Source organism: Nocardioides sp., from assembly GCF_047606145.1.
GTDB lineage: Bacteria > Actinomycetota > Actinomycetes > Propionibacteriales > Nocardioidaceae > Nocardioides.
The window spans coordinates 1-17344 of record NZ_JASGET010000106.1 but is presented as its reverse complement, the minus strand read 5'-3'; the positions used below and the strand labels follow the sequence as shown (position 1 = coordinate 17344).

Genomic DNA, 17344 nt, shown 5'->3' with positions numbered 1-17344 from the left:
GCACACCGCCATGACCGTCCAGCTCGATGAGGCCTGGACCCTGTCGCCGTCGGTGGCGCTGCGTCCGGAGCCGTTCGGCGCCCTCGCCTATCACTTCGGCAACCGCAAGCTCACCTTCCTGAAGCGCAAGGAGCTCGTGGCCGTCGTGGAGGCGCTGGGCACACAGCCCGACGTCCGCTCCGCGCTCGCCGCCGGCGGCGTACCGGCCGATCAGCACCAGGCGTACGTCGCCGCGCTGACCGGCCTGGCCGCCACCGACATGATCCGTCGAAGGGACGAGACATGAACGCCGCTTTTCCGAGGCTGGTCGAGCAGTTCGAGCTCGGGCTCGACGCCCCGATCTGCCTGACCTGGGAGCTCACCTACGCCTGCAATCTCACCTGCGCCCACTGTCTGTCCTCCAGCGGCCGGCGCGACCCTCGCGAGCTGACCACCGAGCAGTGCGAGGCGGTGATCGACGAGTTGCAGCGGATGCAGGTCTTCTACGTCAACATCGGTGGCGGGGAGCCGACCATCCGCCCCGACTTCTGGCACCTGGTCGAGTACGCGACCGCGCACGATGTCGGCGTCAAGTTCTCCACCAACGGAGTCCGCCTCACCCCCGAGCGCGCCCGCTGGCTGGCCGGGAGCGACTACGTCGACGTCCAGATCTCCCTCGACGGCGCCACCGCCGAGGTCAACGACCGCGTGCGCGGTCCCGGCTCCTTCGACACCGCCATCACCGCGTTGCGGAATCTGCGGGAGGCCGGGTTCTCCGACGCCAAGATCTCGGTGGTCTGCACCCGGGAGAACATTCCGCAGCTCGACGAGTTCAAGGCGATCGCGGACGCCTACGGCGCCACCCTGCGGCTGACCCGGCTGCGTCCCTCGGGTCGCGGCGCGGACGTGTGGGACGAGTTGCATCCGCTGCCGGAACAACAGCGCGAGCTCTACGACTGGCTGGTCGCACACGGCGAAGGGGTGCTCACCGGGGACTCCTTCTTCCACCTGGCCGCCTTCGGCCCGGCCGACGGGAGCGGGGCGCTGCCCGGCCTGAACCTGTGCGGTGCCGGCCGGGTGGTCTGCCTGATCGATCCGATCGGCGACGTCTACGCCTGCCCGTTCGCCATCCACTCCGAGTTCCTGGCCGGCAACGTCACCGAGCCGGGCGGCTTCGCCGGGGTCTGGCGCACCTCCGAGCTCTTCGCCGACCTGCGTGCGCCGCAGACCGGCGGGGCCTGCTCGCAGTGTCAGTTCTTCGACTCCTGCCGCGGTGGCTGCATGGCCGCGAAGTTCTTCACCGGGCTGCCGCTCGATGGCCCGGACCCGGAGTGCGTGCAGGGGTACGGCGAGCACGCGCTGGCCGGTCCGCGCACGATCCCGGCCGCCAGCCAGGACCACTCGCGTCGCAACGCCACCCGCAACCAGCCGGTGCTGCTGCAGCTGCGCACCCGCGAGGAGGCCCTGGCCACCCCGGCCGCCCCGCCCGTCTCGGCCTGCGCGGAGAACCCGCTCGCCGGATTCGTCCCCTCCCCCGCCCAGCTCGAAGGAGCCGCCCGATGACCGAACGCCCCACGTGGCTGCACAACCCCTGGAAGCAGAACCCGTGGTTCGAGTCCGTCGCCGTGGCCCAGCAGCGCGCCCGCAAGCGGCTTCCGAAGCCGGTCTACGGCGCCCTGGTGGCCGGCTCCGAGCGGGGTCAGACCATCGAGGAGAACCAGGCCGCCTTCGCCCGGCTGGGTCTCTCCCCGCACGTGGCCGGCCACCACGCGGACAAGATCACCACCCGTACCGTGCTCGGTCAGGAGATCGGCCTGCCGGTGATCATCAGCCCGACCGGCGTCCAGGCGGTGCACCCGGACGGCGAGGTCGCGGTGGCCCGGGCCGCCGCGGCCCGCAACACCGTCATGGGCCTGTCCAACTTCGCCTCGAAATCGGTGGAGGAGGTCTGCGGTGCCTGCGACAAGACCTTCTTCCAGATGTACTGGACCGGCGACCGCGACGTGATGCTGCAGCGCATGCAGCGGGCGTACGACGCCGGCGCGAAGGCGCTCATCGCCACCCTCGACTGGTCGTTCTCGATGGGTCGGGACTGGGGCAGCCCGGAGATCCCGGAGAAGGTCGACCTCGCCACGATGGTGCGGTTCGCACCGCAGGTCGCCACCAAGGTCAGGTGGCTCTACACCTTCGGCCGCAGGCTCGAGATCCCCGATCTGACCGCGCCGAACCTGGCACCGCCGGACGGCGGTCCGGCGCCCACCTTCTTCGGCGCCTACTACGAGTGGATGACCACGCCACCCCCGTCCTGGGAGGACGTGGCCTGGATGGCCGGGCAGTGGAAGCAGATCTCCGATGGCCTGCCGTTCGTGCTCAAGGGCGTCTCCCGGATCGACGACGCGAAGAGGGCCGTCGAGGCCGGTGTGGACGGCATCTCGGTCTCCAACCACGGCGGCAACAACCTGGATGGGACGCCGGCCACCATCCGTGTGCTGGGTCCGATCGCGGACGCCGTCGGCGACCAGATCACGGTGCTGCTCGACGGCGGCGTGCGACGTGGCTCGGACGTGGTCAAGGCGTTGGCCCTGGGTGCGGACGCGGTGATGATCGGCCGCGCCTATCTGTGGGGACTGGCGGCCAACGGCCAGGCCGGGGTGGAGAACGTGCTCGACATCCTCAAGTCCGGCATCGACTCCGCGCTGCTGGGTCTCGGGTTGACGTCCATCGACGAGCTGACCCCGGAGTCGGTGCTGATCCCCGAGGACTTCATCCTCGAGCTCGGCGCCTGAGCAGTCGGCGGCGACCATGAGCCTGACGGACCTGACCTCGCCCACGGTGCCGCGCGGCACCGGCGTGCTGGTGCCGGTCGGCTCCTTCGAGCAGCACGGCCCGCATCTGCCGATGGACACCGACACGGTGGTGGCGTGCGCCGTCGCCGCGGAGCTGGCGCCGCTGGTCGGCGGCCTGGTCGGGCCGGCGGTGCCCTACGGGGCCAGCGGCGAGCACCAGTCCTTCGCCGGCACCGTCTCGATCGGCACCGAGGCCCTGACCTCGGTCCTGGTGGAGCTCGGTCGGTCGCTGAGCGAGTGGGCCGGGCAGGTGCTGTTCGTCAACGGCCACGGTGGCAACCTCGCCGCGCTGCGGGCCGCCGTCGACCGGCTCCGCTTCGAGGGACGTACGGCGGCCTGGGTGCCGTGCGCGCCCGCCGCCGGCCGGGCGGGGGCCGATGCCCATGCCGGCCGGCTGGAGACCTCGCTGATGCTGCACCTCGCCCCGACCCGGGTGCGACTGGCCGCGGCGGCCCGCGGCAACACCACCCCACTGCCCGAGCTGCTGCCCGACCTGGTCGCCGGCGGGGTGGCGGCGGTCTCGCCCAACGGCGTGCTCGGCGATCCCACCGGCGCCTCGGCGGTCGAGGGCGCCCAGATCCTGGCCGAGATGGTCTCGCTGGCCTACCACCGAGCCGGACTGTCCTCGAGGGCGGGATGAGTCGGTTCCCGGACGGCTTCCGGGTCCGGCTGCGCGCCGACGTGCGCCGGCTCCCGACCCCGGGCGGGATGCTGCTGGTCGGTGGCTCGCCGCTGCGCGCGATGCGGCTGGCGAGCGCGGCCTGGGATCGGGTGCGACACGACGAGCTCGCGGTGACCGACCCGCTGAGCGACGCCCTGGCCGGACGGCTGGTGGACGGCAACCTGGCCGACCCGGTCACCGACGAGAGCCACCTCGACCCGGGTGAGCTGACGGTCGTCGTACCCGTCCGGGACCGGCCGGAGCAGCTCGCCCGCTGCCTGGCCGGCTTGCGCGGACTCACCACGCTGGTGGTCGACGACGCCTCCCGGGATCCCGAGGCGGTCCGGCTCGCGGCCACCTCCGCCGGGGCGAGCGTGATCGCCCTACCGGACAACCTCGGCCCGGCCGGTGCCCGGAACGCCGGCCTGGCCGAGGTGACCACTCCCTACGTCGCCTTCGTCGACTCCGATGTGGTGGCCGACGCCGCGACCCTCACCGCGCTGGCCGCCCACCTGCGCGACCGCGCCGTCGCCCTGGTCGGGCCGCTGGTGCGCAGCCGGCCGCGCGGCGAGTCGGACGGCGGCCGGGTGCACTGGTTCGAGCGGTTCGACGCCGAGGTCTCCTCGCTCGCGCTGGGCCGACGGGCCTGCTCGGTGCGCCCCGGCGCGGCCGTGGGCTGGTTGCCCAGCGCCTGCCTGGTCGGTCGGACCGCCACCCTGCGTGCGGCGGGCGGGTTCACCGCCCGGATGCGGGTCGGTGAGGACGTCGACCTGGTCTGGCGGCTGGTCGCCGAGGGACACCGGGTGCGCTACGACCCCGACCTGGTCGCCCACCACGACACTCGCACCACCGTCCGCGGTTGGCTGGGTCGCAAGTTCGTCTACGGCAGCGGCGGTGCCGAGCTCGCCGCCCGGCACGGCCGCAACGGCGCACCGGCGGTGATGACGCTCTCCTACGCCGCCACCGCGGCCGCGATCCTGCTGGCGCGGCGCTGGTCGCCCCTCGCCGGTGCGGCCGGGCTGGCGTTCGGCTGGTGGCGGCTGGACCGCAGGCTGCCGGCCACCGGCCTGCCCGACGGCGAGCGGCGGATCCTGGCCGCGCGACTGGCCACGCAGGGCCTGGGGTGGGCCGTCCGGCAGGAGTCGGCTCTGGTGCTGCGGCACTGGTGGCCGCTGACCGCCCTCGCACTGGCCGGCGCCGGTCGCACGCGCCCGGCGCTGCTGCGTGCCCTCGCGGCCTGTCTCGTGGTCGACGCGATCGTCTCCGAGTCCGAGCACCCGGGGGCGCCGTACGCACTCCTCGGTCGCCGCCTGGACGACCTCGCCTACGGCGCCGGCCTGTGGTGGGGAGCCGCGCGGGCCCGCTCGATCAGATGCCTGCTCCCCCGGCGTCCGGGAAGCTAGGCGGCGCAATCGGGATCGGCTGCGGAGAAGATGTCCGACCGCGCGGGCTCCACCGCGCCAACGCCCTCGCCGACCCGGGCGGGCCTGTCTCCCCGGTAGCGATCGAGAACACTGTCGGTCTCCGACGTCGAGGCCGCGTCGGTGACGGTGCCCTCGAACTCCCCGTCCCCGACGAAGCCGTCGTCAGCCGGGAGCGCACCCCCGCTGCCGATGGTCGTCCACTGCGCCGGGGTGCTTTCGCCGTCGGTCGAGCAGTGAGCAGCCATCCAGGCAAGAGCCAGAACATACTGGTGCCCGACCTCGAGCCGGGCCCCGGCCTCGGGGGCGAGCTCGACCTCGCCCGAACTCGAGTGCTGCCACCCGTACGCAGCCATGGTGAAGGTGGACGGCTGCTCGCGGGTGACGCCGGCGGCCTTCCACACCACCGTGTCGACCGCGACCGTGATGTTGCGTCCGACCAGGTCATCGCCAGCGTCTGCGGTCTCCGAATCGCCGGGCTCGACACGCTCCTCCGCGGTGACCTTCCCCACCACCACGTAGTCCGCGACCCGAGCCCAGTCCGCGATCGTCGTCGACGACGTCATCTCCGATGCTTCGACGACCACCACCCGCGGATTCCGCGTGCCGTCGAGGTTGATCGCCACGATGACGCCGACGACGGCAACGGCGAGCACCGCGGCCATGAGGGCCGGGTGCCGCATCGAGCGTGAGATCGTAGGCATCACAAGGGCCCTTCGGTTGAGTACGGCCCGCAGCCGCACTCGTATCCGCTTGTTGTTGTCCATGTCATCAGTAGCACCGTCATCGGTCACACCGCTGCTGCCGTCATGCACAGAGTGACAGAACGTGGCCCGACGCACAGGCCTTCGCGCAGTTGACAGTCGCACGATCGTGTCGATATCGCGTCCGCAACCGCAGACGGCGCGACGCTCTACCGACATGGTGATGGCCACCCCTACCGCCGGCCTGTGGTGGGGAGCCGCGCGGGCCCGCTCGATCAGATGCCTGCTCCCCCGGCGCCCGGACTGAGCTCACGCCGAGTTCCTGCGCGCCGGCGTACCTCTCCGACCGGGTAGGGCTCCCCTGCCGGAGCGACCGGGATTCCGATTCTGGACTGTAACCGCCCTCACCGCTCCCCTAGCGTCGAGGACGCCAACGACGTCGTCCCAGGAGGCCCGGAATGCAAGTCGACCAGCTGCTCAAGCCCTTCCCCATCAAGGAGTTCCACCCGTTCCCGCGGGCCATGCTCGGTCCCGGCGCGTGGGAGATGATCGGACCCGAGGCCCTCAAGCTGGGCTTCCGCAAGACCCTGGTGATGACCTCCGGTCTGCGCGGCACCGACGTGGTCAGCAACATCGTCGAGTCGATGAAGTACCACGGTCTGGACGTGGTGGTCTACGACAAGGTCGAGTCCAATCCCAAGGACTACAACGTGATGGACGCCGTCGGCCTCTACCAGGAGAACGAGTGCGACTCGTTCGTCTCCATCGGCGGCGGCTCCTCGCACGACGCCTGCAAGGGAGCCCGGATCTCGGTCGCCCACGACGGACGCAACGTCAACGAGTTCGAGGGGTTCAACAAGTCCGAGAACCCGAAGAACCCGCCGCACATCGCGGTGTCCACGACCGCGGGCACCGGCTCGGAGACCTCGTGGGCCTATGTCATCACCGACACCACCACCGACCCCGACAACCCGCACAAGTACGTCGCCTTCGACGACGCCTCGGTGACCACCCTGGCCGTCGACGACCCGGTGCTCTACTACGACTGCCCGATCGACTACACCGCGCAGTGCGGCTTCGACGTCCTCGCCCACGCCAGCGAGCCCTACGTCTCCCGGCTGAACTTCGAACCGTCGCTGGGCAACGCGATCCGGGCGATCAAGCTGACCACGGAGAACCTGCGCGAGGCGGTCTGGAACGGCCAGGACCTGCCCGGGCGCGAAGGCATGATGTACGCCCAGTACATCGCCGCCCAGGCCTTCAACTCCGGTGGACTGGGGATCATCCACTCGATCAGCCACGCCGTCAGTGCCTTCTACGACACCCACCACGGCCTGAACAACGCCGTCGCGCTGCCCCGGGTGTGGGCCTTCAACATGCCGGCGGCGTACCAGCGGTTCGCCGAGATCGCCGAGGCGATGGGGATCGACACCCACGGGATGACGAAGGTGCAGGCCGCGGACGCCGCCCTGGAGGCGGCCATCCGGCTGCTGCGCGACGTGGGCATCCCGGAGAAGTTCACCGACGTCCACCAGGACAGCTACTCCAAGAACCGGCTCGGCCAGGGACCGACCAAGTTCTACGAGGAGTCCCCGGTGATCAAGGGCGACGAGGCCGATGTCGACCGGATCACCCGCCACGTCCTCGGCGACGCCTGCACTCCCGGGAACATCAAGGAGTGCACCTACGAGACGGTCCGGCCGGTGGTCGACCACTGCCTCAACGGCGACCTGGACGACCTGCTCAGCTGACCCCCGGCGGCGGTGCGCCTCCCGCGATCGCGGGAGGCGCACCCACAACTGTTTCGAGGAGAACGATGACCGAGCCCGACTTCGCCGACGCCACCGACGCGATCACCCGGTTCGCCGAGCACGGCTACCTGGCCGACGAGCGCCTGGCCACCACGGTGTTCGTGCAGACCCGGCTGGAGAAGCCGCTGCTGCTCGAGGGGCCCGCCGGGGTCGGCAAGACCCAGCTCGCCCAGAGCCTGGCCGAGGTCACCGGCCGCAGGCTGCTCCGGCTGCAGTGCTACGAGGGCCAGGACGAGTCCAAGGCGCTCTACGAGTGGGACTACGGCAAGCAGCTGCTCTACACCCAGATACTGCGGGAGAAGATCGGGCAGATCATCGCCGACACCACCGACCTGACCGACGCCGTCGAGCGGATCGCGAAGCAGGACAGCGTCTTCTTCTCCGACCGCTTCCTGGCACCGCGGCCGTTGCTGGAGGCGATCCAGAGCGAGGAGCCGGTGGTCCTGCTCATCGACGAGGTCGACCGGGCCGACGAGGCGCTGGAGGCGGTGCTGCTCGAACTGCTCTCCGAGTTCCAGATCTCCATCCCCGAGGTCGGCACGGTCGTCGCCAAGCACCTGCCGTACGTCGTGCTGACCTCGAACAACACCCGTGACCTCTCCGCGGCGCTCAAGCGTCGCTGCCTGCATCTCTTCCTCGACTATCCGACGCCGGAGCGCGAGCTGGAGATCCTGCGCTCCAAGGACACCGGGCTGCCGGACGCGCTGGCGGCCCGGCTCGTCGAGGTGGTCCGTGGCATCCGCGAGCTGGAGCTGCGCAAGGCGCCGAGCATCTCCGAGACCATCGACTGGGCCCGCACCCTGGCCGTGCTCGGGGTCGACGAGCTGAGCGCCGAGGTGCTCTCCTCGACCCTGAGCGTGGTGGTCAAGTACGAGCGCGACGTGGTCCGGGCCGGCGCGGCGCTGCCGGCGCTGATCGATCCGAACGCCGTCGTACCCGCCGACCTGCACGGCCGCGGTCACGGTCATGGGCACGGCCACGGGCCGGGCGCGCACACCCACGACGACGCCGACGACGGCACCAGCGGCGCCGAGGTGCGCCGCGCCAAGGACAGTCCGGACCGGCATGGCGAGGACTACTACGGCAGTCCCGGCTCGATGCAGCCGGTGCGCCGGGTGTCCAGCTCGCAGGGCAAGAAGTCCTTCGCCGCCAACCGCGCCCGCAAGCGCCCGGTCTGAGCACCCGGCGCACGAGACAGGACCGTCGCGATGGAGCACGCACTGCACCGCTTCGCCCGGCTGCTCCGGTTGCACGGGCTGCGGATCAGCGTCTCGGAGACCATCGACGCACTCCAGGCCGCCGCCCAGCCGGGCATCCTCGCCGACCGGGAGATGCTGCGCTCGGCCCTGGCCGTCAGCCTGGTCAAGGATCGTCGCGACCTGGCCACGTTCGACCGCGTCTTCGACCGGTTCTTCGGGCTGAAGGCGGTGGTGGAGGAGACCGGCACCGGGCACGGACACGGCCACGACGACCTCTCCGACGAGGGTGAGCTGACCGAGTTCACCCTCTCCGACGAGCCCGGCGACACACCGCAGCAGGGCCACTCGCACGGCAAGCCGGTCGATCTGCACCACTTCTTCCGGCCCGAGGACATGGCGCAGCAGTACAACCTGCACCAGGAGGCGAACCGGCTGGACATGGCCAGCCTGACCGACGAGATCGTGCTCTCCGACGCGGTACAGGGCGATGCCGCCGAGGCCGCGCGGGTCCAGCTGACCACGCACCGGCTGCACAACCCCGGCGCCCCGGGTGACCTGGTACGGCGCCCGGGGCTGGAGCTCGACACCGAGCTGAGCGTCGCCGAGGAGATGGCGCTGCTGGCCTGGCTCGACGACGAGGTCTCCGGCGACGACCACGACGACCACGACGACGAGGCCGGACCGGAGACGCCCGCGGACCTGGCACGGCTGCGGGAGGCGCTGCGTCCGTTCCTGGAGAACCTGCCGCAGCGACTCAAGGACCATCTCGAGGCGCTGCTGGCGCGCGACCTCGAGCTGGAGATGAAGGAGGTCGCCGCGGCCCAGGCGGAGGTGGTCGACGAGGCCGACCGAGCGGCCCTGGAGGAGTCCCTGCGGCGTCTGCTCCGCAGCCTGCACGGCTCGCCCCGCCCGCGGCGCCGGGTCTCGGCCCGCGGCACCGTCGACGGCCGGCTGACGATGCGCACCAACATGCGCTACGACGGCGTGCCGTTCCGGCCGGTCACGGTCAGCAAGGTCGAGGACCGGCCCCGGCTGCTGGTGCTGTGCGACGTGTCGCTCTCGGTGCGGATGACCGCCAAGTTCACCCTCCAGCTGGTGCACTCGCTGCAGTCGCTGGCTCCGCGGGTGCGCACGTTCGCGTTCGTGAAGGACATGGTCGAGATCACCGACCTCTTCGCCGAGCACCGGATCGAGGAGGCGCTCTCGCTGGTAATGGCCGGCCTGCCCGCCGGCGGCGTCCTCGACGTCGACGCCGACTCCGACTACGGCACCGCCTTCGAGCAGTTCCTCGAGCAGTACGGCTCCGCGGTCACCCGGCGCACCACCGTGATGGTGCTCGGCGACGGCCGCGGCAACGGTCACGATCCGCGACTCGGCGTCTTCGAGGAGATCGCCCGCCGGGCACGCTCGGTGGTCTGGCTGACCCCGGAGCCGCGCTACTCGTGGGGGCTGGGCAGCTGCGACCTGCCGCTCTACGCCGAGCACTGCGACCGGGTGCAGGTGGTGCGCAGTCTCGGCGGGTTGGAGCGGGTCAGCACCGGGCTGGCCACCGGGGTGGGAGGGGGCCGATGAGCAGCCCCGCCTATGGAGTGGACGGACAGCACCCCGGGCCGGCCAGCGGCGCCTCGGCCGACCCGTCCAGTGCTGGACTCGCCCCGATCGACCCGCTCGCTCCCGCACCGGGCGGCGTCTACTCCGATGCGCTGGTCGAGGTCCGTGGTCTGCAGGGTCCACGTCCCCGCCGGACGCTCGGGATGATACGCACGCTGCACTTCGACGTGACCCGGGTCGACGGTCGCCTGCGGGTGGTCCACCGGGTCCCTCCCGAGGAGTTCCACAGCGGGCTGGCGGCACTGGTCGGCGAGGAACTCTTCGGCCCGGGCTGGCTGCGTGGCGCCGAGCTCCTGGAACGGATCGTGACCGGGATCGTCGTCTCCTCCGATCCCGACCCACTGACGGCGTGGGAGCGCTACTACCGGGCCACCCTCACCGGCAGCCACCGGGGCGGGGTCGGGGGGCATCACGACCTCGCCCCGGTGCACCAACACGCCCGCGAGCTGCTCACCGGCGGCAGCGTCCTCGAGCTGGGAAGCTGCTTCGGCTTCCTGGCGCTCTCGTTGGCCGCGGAGGGTCGGCGGCTGACGGTCTCGGACATCGTGCCCGGCACCATCCGGCTCCTGGGCGCGGTGGCCGAGCGCCTCGATCTGCCGCTGGACACGCTGGTCGCCGACGCCGCCGACGTGCCCCTGCCCGCCGCGGCGGCCGACACCGTGCTTGTCCTCCACCTCCTCGAGCATCTCGATGAGGCCCATGGCGCCCGGGTGCTCACGGAGGCGGTCCGTCTGGCACGACGGCGGGTCGTGGTCGCCGTACCCCTGGAGGACGTGCCCGACGAGACCTGGGGTCACCTCCGCACCGTCTCGCTCGCCGACCTGCGCGATCTCGGCCAGGCCACCGGGTTCGGCTTCGACGTCCACGAACATCACGGCGGCTGGCTGGTCATCGACCGAGCCCCCATGACGCTCGCGTGGAGCGAGCACCCCGGCCCAGAGCGGTGATCCCCTCGCTGACCAGACGTCGACGAGCACCGCGATTCGGGTCGGGAGACCAACGAAGGAGACTCCACATGTCCACATCCGCTCGCAGCACCATGTCCGCGACCGAGGTCGTCCCTGCCGAGCCCGCGGCACCGCCGGGCGATCCGGCGATGATCGGGGTGCCCACCTTCCTGGTGGGTTCGATCGCCCTCGGCCTCAACCTGGTCGGCTATGTCGATCAGGGCGTCGTCGGTTCGCCGATCGCGATCATCGCGCTGGCCACCGGCATCGGCCAGGTCATCGCCGCCGTCTGGGCGGCCAGCCTCGCCCAGAACGCCGTGGCCGGCATCTTCGGCATCTTCAGTGGCTTCTGGCTCAGCTACGCCGCCCTGGTCTTCGGACTGTTGCACCACTGGTACGGCCTCACGGCCGAGGCGACCACGCCGACGGTGAAGATGTTCCTGCTCGCGTGGCTGGTGCTGATCGTCCTGCTCACCCTGGTCACACTGCGCCTGCCACTTGCCTTCACGATCCTCTTCGTCCTGATCGACCTGGCCCTGCTGTTCGTGCTCCTCGCCTACGCCAACGCCGGTGCCGCCGGCGCCGACTCGGGACTCCTCACGATCGGCGGTGTCCTCGTCTTCTGCTTCTGCGCGGTCGGCGCCTACCTCTTCGCCGACGCCGCGGCAGGCGCGACCGGCGGGCCGCGACTGCCGATGGGCAGGCCGGTCCTGAGCTAGCAGCGATCCTTGGTCACTCGCGAGCCGTTCCTCCGCCTGCGAGCCTGTCCTCAGATCAGGCCGGCCTTGGATGCCTCGTAGACGGCCTCGGCGCGCCGGGTCACACCGAGCTTGCGCAGGATGTTGCCGACGTGGAACTTCGCGGTGGTCTCGGAGATGTAGAGCCGCTCCCCGATGAGCCGGTTGGAGAGACCTCCGGCGAGCAGACGCAACACCTCCAGCTCGCGCTCGGTGAGCGCTGCGGCAGGCTCGGGCTCCGCGGCATTCAGACCGCGTACGACGGCGGCGGCCGAGCGTGCGTCGAAGGCGCTGCCACCGCGGACGACGTCACGGATCGCCCGAATCAGCCCGGAGGTGTCGACGTCCTTGACGACGTAGCCGCGGGCGCCGGCCCGGATGGCGCGCAGCACGAGCTGCTCGTCGAGGAAGGTGGTGAGCACCAGGACGGCCAGATCGGGATGCTGCGCGGTCAACGCTCGGCACAGGTCGATCCCCTCGCTGTCCGATGACGTCGACAGCTTGAGGTCGAGCAGCACGATCTGCGGGTGCATCCGAGCCACCACGTCCATCGCCTCGGCGGCGGTGCCGGCCTCACCGGCGACGAGGATGTCAGCCTCCCGTTCGAGAACCGACCGGAGACCCTGGCGCATGATCTCGTGGTCGTCGACGAGCACGATCCGAACCACCTCGGTGCGCTGCTGGGCCGATGACGCGGTCATCGTGCAGCCTCGGTTTCCAGGGGTTCGACGAGCCGTTCGATGACCGCCGGCCGGCCCGGCGGCAGCGGAAGCGGGACACGCATCTCGACGCGCACGCCGCCGATCCGCGCCCGCCGGAAGGCGATGGCACCCCCGAGGTCGGTGATCCGTGACTCGATGTTGACCAGTCCTCGGTGGCGGCCGTCGGTCGGCCGGCCGCGCTCGAGACGCAGCCGCCGGCCGAGTTCGGCCGGGTCGCCGACGCCATCGTCGGCAACGGTGACCAGGAGCCGGTCCGGCCGGTAGGAGAGCCGGACCACGGCACGGCTCGCGCGGGCGTGCAGCGCGGCGTTGAACAGCGCCTCGCCGACCGCGCGCGCGATCTCATGGTCGGCGTCGGACGGCAGCACGGTGACGGTGCCGCAGACACGGACCTGGACGTCGAGCTGGGGGCGGTGGTGCTCGGCGACCTCGCGGAGCAGGTCGGGCAGCGGGGAGAGGGTGTCACTGTGGGCACGATGGAGGGCGTAGATGGCTCGTCGCAGCTGATCGACGGCCTCTTGGGTCAACCCCTTGGCGACCCGGAGCCGCTCCTGGATCGAGCCCTGTGCGAGCGCCTCGGCCTCGCCGCGGGCGACCTCGACGGCCATCCCGGCCGACAGGACGTACTGGGTCACCGAGTCGTGCAGCTCGCGCGCGATCCGATGCCGCTCGGCATCGACGAGCTCTCGCTGGCTGGCGAGGACCAGTCGGCGCTCGGCAGCGTGCAGCTCGCTGGTCCGGTTCTCCAGGTCGCGGGCCTGAGCGGTGGCCTGATCGTAGAGCTGCTGGGCCCGGCGACGCATGGTCAGACCGACCTGATACTCCTCCGAGGTGTGCAGCGCGACGGCGGCCTGATTCGCCAGGATCCGCAACACCGCGAGGTCCCCCGGCTCGGGGCCTGCCGCGAGCCCGTGGAAACCGGCCAGACACCCGATCGCCTGGCCGTCGAGCATCATCGGGACCCGCACCCAGCGGCTGTCGTCCCGGCTCCGCACCGCCAGACCCGCTCGTATCGCGCCGAGCTCGCGGTGGACCGAGCCGGGCAGCTCCGCATCGTCGTCGAGCGGCACGCCACCCTGCTCGAGCGCCAGGAAACGCGGCCGCGCCCCGAGCAGCTTCCCATCGGCGAGCGCGAGTAGCGCCCACTCGGCGTCCAGGTGCGCCGCTGCGGCCGCGACGACCTGCTCGAGCAATCCGCGGGGGCCCTCGATGGTGCGCACGACCCCGCGGGAGATGGTGTCCATCGCCCGGACCGCGCGCTGGAGCCGCTCGTCGGAACGGACGTACGCCCGATAGTAGGAGCCCTTGCCCGACCGGACCCCGGTGAGCGCGGCGAGGTCGGGCCGGGATACCTCCGCCTCCGCTGTCACAGGGCCTCCTGGAAGAGCTTGCGGATGTCATCCCTGCTGGCGGCCCGGGGGTTCGTGGTGAGACAGGCATCCTCGAGCGTGGTGTCCGCGAGGATCTCGATGTCCTCCTCGGTGACGCCGAGCTCGCGAAGGCCGCGCGGGACACCGACCTCGTCGCCGAGCATGCGGACGTGGATGGCGAGCAGTTCGGCCGCCTCCTCCCCGGGCATCCCGTCCACGCGAAGTCCCGCCGAACGGGCGAGGCCGATGAAACGCTCTGGCACCGCGCGGGCGTTGTAGCGGATCACGTGTGGAAGCAAGACGCCGTTCACCACCCCGTGCGGCGCGTCGAGCAGGCCGCCGACCTGATGGCTCATCGCGTGGGTGGCCCCCAGGATCGCGTTGGTGAAGGCCAGGCCGGCCTGCAGGCTGGCCTGCGCCATCTTCGAGCGCGCCTCGAGTTCGCGCGGGTGGGAGATCGTCTGCTGAAGGTGCCCGACGACCAGCCCGACGGAGTTGAGCGCGTGGCCGTCGGCCAGCGGGTTGTGGGCCAAGGAGACATAGGACTCGATCCCGTGGGTCAGGGCGTCGAGGCCGGTGGCGGCATTGAGTGCGGCCGGCATCGTGGTCAACAGCCGCGGGTCGGTGATCGAGACGTCCGGCACGAGCGCGCGGCCCATGATGGTCAGCTTCACGTGCCGCTCGGTGTCGGTCACGATGCAGAACTGCGACACGTCCGCGCCGGTCCCCGAGGTGCTGGGAATCATCAGCAGCGGCGGGATCGGGCCGGCCATCTTGTCGATCCCCGCGTAGTCGAGGATGTCACCGCCACTGCCGGAGAGGATCGCGACTCCCTTCGCGGCGTCGATGCAGGAGCCACCTCCGATGGCGACCACGATGTCGGCCTCCTGCTCGCGGTAGGTCTCGAACGCGGCTCGGATCTCGTGATCCTTGGGATTCGGAGTGACACCGGTCCACAGCACCGGGGAGAGCCGCTGCTCACGCAACAACGACAGCAATTCGGCCACCCAGCCGGCCTCGACGATCCCGGGGTCGGTGACGACGAACGGACGCCGAGCGCCCAGCCGCGAGGCGGCGTACCCTGCCTCGCCCAATGAGCCGACGCCGAAGACCACCTCGGGAGCATGGAACTTGACCAGCGGGCCGTGCGGCTGGGCCGGGTCCACGGTCGGCTCGGTCGCGACGGGCGCCACCGGCTCACCCGGACGGGTGTGCCGCGGCGGATCGGCGGCGATCATCGAACTCACCCCCTCACGATAGTCGCGGTCTGTGAGGCTGGTCACCACACACCGGGAGACTCGTCCGTCGAGCGGGGCAACCCCGTCACGGAGTCACCGAGTTGCGGTGGATGCGACCGTCGGTGCCGGTGAGACGCTCGCCGGACCCACCCCAGCGGGCGGCGATGACCTCGGCGGCGATCGAGATGGCGGTCTCCTCCGGCGTACGGGCGCCCAGGTCGAGGCCGATCGGGCTCGCAAGCCGGGCGATCTCCCGCTCGCCGAACCCGGCCTCACGGAGTCGCGCGAGCCTGTCGTCGTGGGTACGACGCGAGCCCATCGCCCCGATGTAGCCGACCTCCGGCAGTCGGAGCGCCACCTCCAACAGCGGGATGTCGAACTTCGGGTCGTGGGTGAGCACGGTGATCACCGTCCGCGCGTCGATCCGGCCCGCCTCGGCCTCCGCGGCCAGGTAGCGGTGCGGCCAGTCGACGACGACCTCGTCCGCGTCCGGGAACCGGGAGGCGGTGGCGAAGACCGGCCGGGCGTCGCAGACCGTGACCTGGTAGCCGAGGAAGCTGCCCACTCGCGCGACCGCGGCGGCGAAGTCGATGGCGCCGAAGACCAGCATCCGTGGCTTCGGGGCGAACCCCCAGACGAAGACCCGCATGCCCTCGCCGCGGCGCTCGCCGTCGGTGCCGTAGGTCAGGGTGGCGTTGCTGCCCTGCGCGAGCAGGCCGAGGGCGTCGTCGACCACCGCGTCGTTCATCCGGGCCGAGCCGAGGTCACCACGGACCTCGGCGCCGCCGAGTCGTTCCCCGGACCTGCCATCGGCCCGGGCCTCCGACCCTCTGCCCCCGGTCTCCGGCGCGTCGCGGGCCGGAACGCCGGGGGCGCGGGGAGCCGGATGGATGATCAGCCGCCGGCCGAGGATCGTCGGGTCCGGGTGCTCGATCACGGTCGCGACCGCGACCGGCCGGCCGGCACCGACGTCGGCGGCGATCGCGCCGAGCTCGGGGAAGGAGTCCCGGTCGACCCGCTCGACGTACACGTCGAGGATGCCGCCGCAGGTCAGGCCGACGGCGAAGGCATCGTCGTCGGAGACGCCGTAGCGCTGCAGCGCCGGGGCGCCGTCCGCGACCACCTCCTGCGCCAGGGTGTACACGGCACCCTCGACGCAGCCGCCGGAGACCGAGCCGACGGCGCTCTCGTCCGGGCCGACCAGCATCGAGGCGCCGGGCGGACGAGGTGCGGACTGGAAGGTCGCCACCACGGTGCCCATGCCGACCCGCTCGCCGGCCTCCCACCAGCGCATCAGCTCGTCGAGCACGTCACGCACCGGCGACCACCCCCATCAGCTCCTCGTAGGTCGCCAGCGAGTGCCCGGCGAGGAAGTCGTCGACCGACGGCAGCACGGCGACCACGCCACGCTGCAGCGGCTGGTAGCCGTCCTTGCCGCGGTGCGGGTTGACCCAGACCAGCCGGTGGGCGAGCCTGCCCAACCGGGCCGCCTGCTCGCCGAGCAGCACCGCGTCGCCACGCTCCCAGCCGTCGCTGAAGACCACCACCACCGCGCCGCGGGCCAGACTGCCGTGGCGGTTCAGGAACGCGCGCAGGGTCTCCCCCAGCCGGGTGCCACCCGACCAGTCCGGGACCGTCTCGCCGGCGGCGACCAGCGCCCGGTCGGGATCACGCAGCCGCAGGGCACGAGTGACGCAGGTCAGCCGCGTGCCCAGGGTGAACGCCTCGACCCTGCCGGCACCCGCCCGGCCGGGCACCGAGACGATCCGGTGGGCCACCCGCAGCAGCGCGTCGGCGTACGGGCCCATCGAGCCGGAGACGTCGATCAGCAGCACCACCCGACGTGGGCGCTGCCCCCGACGACGGTGCCTGATCTCGGTCGGCTCGCCGAGGCGGCGCAGGCTGGCACGCAGGGTCCGGCCGGCATCGACCCGGCCTCGCCGGGACGGCCGCTGCCGCGGCGTACGGCGCCGGGGATGCTGCCAGCGCAACCGGCCGATCAGCGCGGCCAGCCGCGCCCGCTCGGCCGGATCGAGCGCGGCGACGTCGCGGTGCCGCAGCACCTCGGCGGTGCTCGCCATCGCCCGCAGCCGCTGGG

At 71.7% G+C, this 17344-nt stretch carries 16 protein-coding genes; 10 read left to right on the top strand and 6 right to left on the bottom strand.

All coding sequences use genetic code 11. From position 1 onward, the window contains the following. Window positions 1-10: 10 nt before the first annotated feature. The 5 genes from mftB to mftF are packed head-to-tail and all read left to right on the top strand — an operon-like array spanning window position 11 to window position 4889. Window positions 11-286, top strand: coding sequence for a mycofactocin biosynthesis chaperone MftB (gene mftB, locus QM638_RS13590; protein ID WP_415142542.1), 276 nt, complete (start codon window positions 11-13; stop codon window positions 284-286). Next, complete coding sequence (gene mftC / locus QM638_RS13585) at window positions 283-1542, top strand: mycofactocin radical SAM maturase (protein ID WP_415142540.1); 1260 nt, start codon at window positions 283-285, stop codon at window positions 1540-1542. The genes mftB and mftC overlap by 4 nt, the downstream gene beginning before the upstream one ends. Beyond that, complete coding sequence (gene mftD / locus QM638_RS13580; protein WP_415142538.1) at window positions 1539-2765, top strand: pre-mycofactocin synthase MftD; 1227 nt, start codon at window positions 1539-1541, stop codon at window positions 2763-2765. The genes mftC and mftD overlap by 4 nt, the downstream gene beginning before the upstream one ends. Window positions 2766-2781: 16 nt before the next feature. Next, complete coding sequence (gene mftE / locus QM638_RS13575; protein ID WP_415142536.1) at window positions 2782-3465, top strand: mycofactocin biosynthesis peptidyl-dipeptidase MftE; 684 nt, start codon at window positions 2782-2784, stop codon at window positions 3463-3465. Next, a complete protein-coding gene (mftF, locus tag QM638_RS13570; protein WP_415142534.1) occupies window positions 3462-4889 on the top strand; it encodes a mycofactocin biosynthesis glycosyltransferase MftF in 1428 nt (475 codons plus the stop codon). Before mftE ends, mftF begins: the two co-directional genes overlap by 4 nt. Here mftF and QM638_RS13565 read toward each other — a convergent pair. Then, window positions 4886-5842, bottom strand: coding sequence for a hypothetical protein (locus tag QM638_RS13565; RefSeq protein ID WP_415142533.1), 957 nt, complete (start codon window positions 5840-5842; stop codon window positions 4886-4888). The genes mftF and QM638_RS13565 overlap by 4 nt on opposite strands. A 227-nt stretch (window positions 5843-6069) precedes the next feature. Between QM638_RS13565 and mdo the strand changes: the two genes are divergently transcribed. The 5 genes from mdo to QM638_RS13540 all read left to right on the top strand — a co-directional run bounded on the left by mdo (window position 6070) and on the right by QM638_RS13540 (window position 11898). Further along, on the top strand, window positions 6070-7362 hold the full coding sequence (mdo, locus tag QM638_RS13560) for an NDMA-dependent methanol dehydrogenase (RefSeq protein WP_415142531.1): 1293 nt from the start codon (window positions 6070-6072) through the stop codon (window positions 7360-7362). A 65-nt stretch (window positions 7363-7427) separates the two neighbouring features. Beyond that, window positions 7428-8600, top strand: coding sequence for an AAA family ATPase (locus QM638_RS13555; RefSeq protein ID WP_415142529.1), 1173 nt, complete (start codon window positions 7428-7430; stop codon window positions 8598-8600). 30 nt (window positions 8601-8630) lie between these two features. Next, the gene (locus QM638_RS13550; RefSeq protein WP_415142527.1) at window positions 8631-10193 is read left to right on the top strand and encodes a VWA domain-containing protein; all 1563 of its coding nucleotides are present in this window, start codon (window positions 8631-8633) and stop codon (window positions 10191-10193) included. Beyond that, window positions 10190-11179, top strand: a complete 990-nt coding sequence (gene mftM / locus QM638_RS13545) for a mycofactocin oligosaccharide methyltransferase MftM (RefSeq protein WP_415142525.1) — start codon at window positions 10190-10192, stop codon at window positions 11177-11179. Before QM638_RS13550 ends, mftM begins: the two co-directional genes overlap by 4 nt. 68 nt (window positions 11180-11247) lie before the next feature. Continuing rightward, the gene (locus QM638_RS13540; RefSeq protein WP_415142523.1) at window positions 11248-11898 is read left to right on the top strand and encodes a GPR1/FUN34/YaaH family transporter; all 651 of its coding nucleotides are present in this window, start codon (window positions 11248-11250) and stop codon (window positions 11896-11898) included. Between the two features lie 50 nt (window positions 11899-11948). Here the strand turns inward: QM638_RS13540 and QM638_RS13535 are convergent, their stop codons facing one another. From QM638_RS13535 to QM638_RS13515, 5 genes are all read right to left on the bottom strand, one after another. Then, window positions 11949-12617 (bottom strand): MadR family response regulator transcription factor, encoded by a 669-nt coding sequence (locus tag QM638_RS13535; RefSeq protein WP_415142522.1) that lies wholly within the window; start codon window positions 12615-12617, stop codon window positions 11949-11951. Next, entirely contained in the window at window positions 12614-14008 is a 1395-nt protein-coding gene (locus tag QM638_RS13530) for a MadS family sensor histidine kinase (RefSeq protein WP_415142520.1), read from the bottom strand. Before QM638_RS13530 ends, QM638_RS13535 begins: the two co-directional genes overlap by 4 nt. Beyond that, window positions 14005-15246, bottom strand: a complete 1242-nt coding sequence (locus tag QM638_RS13525; protein ID WP_415142575.1) for an iron-containing alcohol dehydrogenase — start codon at window positions 15244-15246, stop codon at window positions 14005-14007. Before QM638_RS13525 ends, QM638_RS13530 begins: the two co-directional genes overlap by 4 nt. 85 nt (window positions 15247-15331) lie before the next feature. Further along, on the bottom strand, window positions 15332-16564 hold the full coding sequence (locus QM638_RS13520; RefSeq protein ID WP_415142518.1) for an XdhC family protein: 1233 nt from the start codon (window positions 16562-16564) through the stop codon (window positions 15332-15334). Next, window positions 16557-17344, bottom strand: a 788-nt coding sequence (locus QM638_RS13515) for a vWA domain-containing protein (protein WP_415142516.1), incomplete at its 5' end; no start/stop codon positions are given. The genes QM638_RS13520 and QM638_RS13515, both read right to left, overlap by 8 nt.